Annotated in this window: 4 protein-coding genes; all 4 read right to left on the bottom strand. The window is 65.4% G+C overall.

Going from position 1 to position 3550, the window contains the following annotated elements:
* On the bottom strand, nucleotides 1-816 hold an 816-nt coding region (galU, locus tag EOA75_RS30645), incomplete at its 3' end, for a UTP--glucose-1-phosphate uridylyltransferase GalU (RefSeq protein WP_127325903.1).
* A 75-nt stretch (nucleotides 817-891) separates the two neighbouring features.
* Nucleotides 892-1842 carry a glycosyltransferase family 2 protein gene (locus tag EOA75_RS30640; RefSeq protein WP_127216404.1) on the bottom strand — a complete coding sequence of 317 codons (951 nt, stop codon included), beginning with the start codon at nucleotides 1840-1842 and terminating at the stop codon, nucleotides 892-894.
* Nucleotides 1832-2776: a glycosyltransferase gene (locus EOA75_RS30635; RefSeq protein ID WP_127325902.1), complete on the bottom strand. Its 945-nt coding sequence runs from the start codon at nucleotides 2774-2776 to the stop codon at nucleotides 1832-1834. Before EOA75_RS30635 ends, EOA75_RS30640 begins: the two co-directional genes overlap by 11 nt.
* The coding region (locus EOA75_RS30630) for a glycosyltransferase family 2 protein (protein WP_127325901.1) at nucleotides 2776-3550 on the bottom strand (775 nt) is incomplete at its 5' end. The genes EOA75_RS30630 and EOA75_RS30635, both read right to left, overlap by 1 nt.

Genomic DNA, 3550 nt, shown 5'->3' with positions numbered 1-3550 from the left:
CGCCAGAGCAAAGGCGATGGTGGCCTCGATGAAGCCCTCCTTGGAGCCGCAGTCGAACATGCGGCCGTTGAAGGGCTGGGCATAGAAAGGCTGGCTTTCAGCCAGTCGAACCATGGCGTCGGTGAGTTGGATCTCGTTGCCGGCGCCGCGTTGCTGGGTGCCGAGCAGGGCGAAGATCTCCGGCTGCAGGATATAGCGGCCATTGATGTAGAAGTTCGACGGCGCGTTGGCGGGGGCCGGCTTCTCGACCATGGCGGTTACTTCGAAGCCCGAGGCCACCTCGGCGCCGCGGCCGACGATGCCGTATTTGCTGGTTTCCGAAGGATCGCAGCGCTCGACGGCGATGACGTTGCCGCCGGTCCGCTGATAGAGGTCGACGGTTTCCGCCAGGCAGCCCGGCGCGCCGAAGGACACCATGTCGGGGAGCAGCAGCGCGAAGGGCTCGTTGCCGATCACGTCGCGTGCGCACCATACGGCATGGCCGAGACCGTGCGGCGACTGCTGGCGGATGAAGGAGGTGGCGCCGGCCACCGGCAGCAAGCTTTCCAGCGATTGGAGCTGCGCCTTCTTGCCAGTCTGCTCGAGCGTCCCGATCAGTTCAGGGTGCAGGTCGAAATAGTCTTCGATGACCGCCTTGTTGCGCCCGGTGACGAAGACGATGTGCTCGATGCCGGCCTCGAAGGCCTCGTCCACGGCATATTGCACGACCGGCTTGTCGACGACGGGCAGCATTTCCTTCGGCATCGACTTGGTCGCCGGCAGGAACCGCGTTCCGAGCCCCGCCACCGGTATGACTGCCTTCCTGACTTTCTGCATCGCTTATTCCTTCTGAGGATATCGCTTTTTTACCTATCGCTGGCTATGAAACCGCATTCCATGCGCCTGCATACTTCACCTCCCCGTGCCCACGGCAAACTGTGCCGCAACCCTTCTCAGCCGAACCGCGATCGGCATCGACATATGCCGGACCGCGGCCGGATCGCTGAGCGCCGTGCGTATCGCCTTCAGCGGCGCACGCGCCTTGATGTGCTGCACCAATGACAGGAACGAGGCCGCCTTGCGCAGGCTGCGGCCGCGTCTGGCGAAAGCCGCCTTGGCGCCGTCGTCCATGAAATGCTCGGCCGCGAAGGCGGCATCGGCCTCGGCCATCGCCTCGACATGATGCAACTCGAGCACGCGCGAGATCGAGCCGGTGCGGATATGGTAGACATAGCCGACGGTCGGCTCGACCACGCAGCGGCCGCCTTTGGCCAGCGCGCTCGCCAGAAGAATGTAGTCTTCGCCGATGCGCAGCTTCTCGTCGTAGCGGAGGTGATTATCGTCCAGGAAACGGCGCTGGAAGATCGGCTTCAGATAGCCGAGGTTGAAGCGCGACTCGAAAACGATGTTGCCGGCGATATAGTCGGTCAGCGAGATTTCGCCGAGCCCTTCGAGGTACCTGGTCGGGAACATGATGTCTTCGGGCGTGCCGTCTTCGCGCACGACCTGGACATTGTCGACCGCGATCTCGGCACCCGCCTTCTCCGCCCGCGCGATCATGGCCGCCAGTCTGCCGGGCAGGACGGCATCGTCGGAATCGAGCACGGCGACCCAGCGGCCGCGGGCCAGATCGAGCCCGGCATTCCTGGCGCCGCCGGGGCCGCGGTTGGCAGGAAGCGCGACTACCTTGACGATGTCCTGAGGATAAGCGCGCGCGACATCGAGCGTGCGGTCGCTCGACCGGTCGTCGACGACGATGACTTCGATCGCGACATCGCGCTGCGCCATCGCGCTGGCGATCGCCCGGTCGAGAGTTGCCTCGGCGTTGTAAGCGGCGATGACGAAGCTGACGTCAGGCTGCACGCTTTTCCCCTTCCTGCGGAGTGATGCCGTACTGGCGGATTTCGCGGACTCCGACCAAACCGCTGACGACGCCGAGATGCATAATGCCGCGCAGCATGCTGCGGTTCCGTCGCACCGGGCTGACTGCGGCCAAAAGCGCCATACCGAAGCAGTAGCCCGCCTTCGCCGAGGCGAGACCGACCTGGCAGACGCGACGCAGGCCGCCGGTGTTGCGCCCGATGAGATGACCATGCGTCTGCCCGAAGCGGAAGCGGCGGCGGCGCAGCCAGTCGAAGGCGGCCCTCGAACTCGGCACCACCTCGTCGACAAAGGCGTGCGAGGCAAAGGCGATGCGCCCGCCGGACTTGACCACCGAATCGAAGAATTCGGTGTCCTCGCCGCCGGTCTGGCCACGCGCCAGGCTGAAGCGCCGGTTGCGCAGGCTTTCCTCGGTCATCCTGAGCAGGACATTGCAGGTGTAGCCGGTGCGGATCTCGCCGCCCACCCAGACGGGCAAGGTCGAGTGGAAATCGCCCTTGCGCATCCAGTCCGGCGCGTCCTGGCGATATGTCGCGCGGACCGGCCCGAGCACGGCCGTCGCGCCCGTCGCCTCCGCGGTCGCCACGAGTTCGACGAGCCAGCCCGGCGAAGCCGTCTCGTCGTCGTCGATGAAGGCGACGAGGTCCGAGACGCTGGCATCGAGGCAGGCGTTGCGAGCGATCGAGATGTTGCGCGCCGGCGCGTGGCGATAGCGGATCGGCAGCTTCAGTTCCTGCGCCAGCGCCTTCACCAGCGGCTGCGCACTCGGCTCGTCGTCATTGTCGGCGACGACGATGCCGATCTCGAAACCGGCGGGGTTCTCCAGCGCGGCGATGGAGCGCAGCGTGTCAGCAAGCTCCGGCCTGCGGAAAGTGCAGATGCAGATGTCGATGCTGCCGCTCCTCTTCGCAGCCATCACGCCGCCTCGCGCGACGGCTGCGGGCCGAAGAGTTGCAGCCAGAAGCCCATGGACCAGCCCAGATGCATGACCATCACCGACACGCCGGCCAGCGCTATGGCGGGATTCCGCTGGCTGATCGCGGTCCGGACGCCGTAACCGAGGCAGACACCCGCCCACACCAGAAACGGCACGGCCGCCAGAACAAAGATCGGAGACAAGAGCGCCATCAGGACCACCGGAAACACCAGCAGCGGGATCATCTGCCGCAGCTTCGGCATCATGCGATGCTTGAGCACGTTCCTGGCGCGGCCGCGGCCATAGCCGAGATATTGGAAAAACAGGCTCTTCAAGGTGGAGCGCGGATAATAAACCATCTGCGTCTTGCCGCTCATCCAGATGCGGTAGCCGGCCAGACGGAGGCGGTGATCGAGCTCGGCGTCCTCGTTATGGCTGAAGCTCTCGTCATAGCCGCCGACCGCGCGGAACGCGGCAATGCGCATCAGCGCATGGTGGCCGTGGTCGACCCACTCGCCGGCCGACATGTGGCGGTGCTTGGAGCCGCCGGTGCCGAGCCTGGAATTCTGCGCCGCCGCCACGGCCTTCTGCACCGCGCCCGTGCCGCTGGTCAGCATCGAAACGACGACCGAATCGGCACCCGTAGCTTGCGCTTCCTCGACCAGCCTGTCGCAATAATCGGCGGGATATCCGCCATGCGCATCGATGCGGATAAGATAGTCGGCGTCGTCGCCGAAGGTCGCCACCGCAAGGTTGATCGCCGCGCTCTGGATG

It is taken from the genome of Mesorhizobium sp. M1A.F.Ca.IN.022.07.1.1 (genome assembly GCF_003997575.1).
In the GTDB taxonomy this organism is placed as follows: domain Bacteria; phylum Pseudomonadota; class Alphaproteobacteria; order Rhizobiales; family Rhizobiaceae; genus Mesorhizobium.
This window is presented reverse-complemented; position numbering and strand designations above follow the sequence as displayed.

Bases quoted from the DNA above. Each gene is read 5' to 3' on its own strand.
- EOA75_RS30635 (WP_127325902.1), bottom strand. From the start codon at position 2,776: ATGGCTGCGAAGAGGAGCGGCAGCATCGACATCTGCATCTGCACTTTC.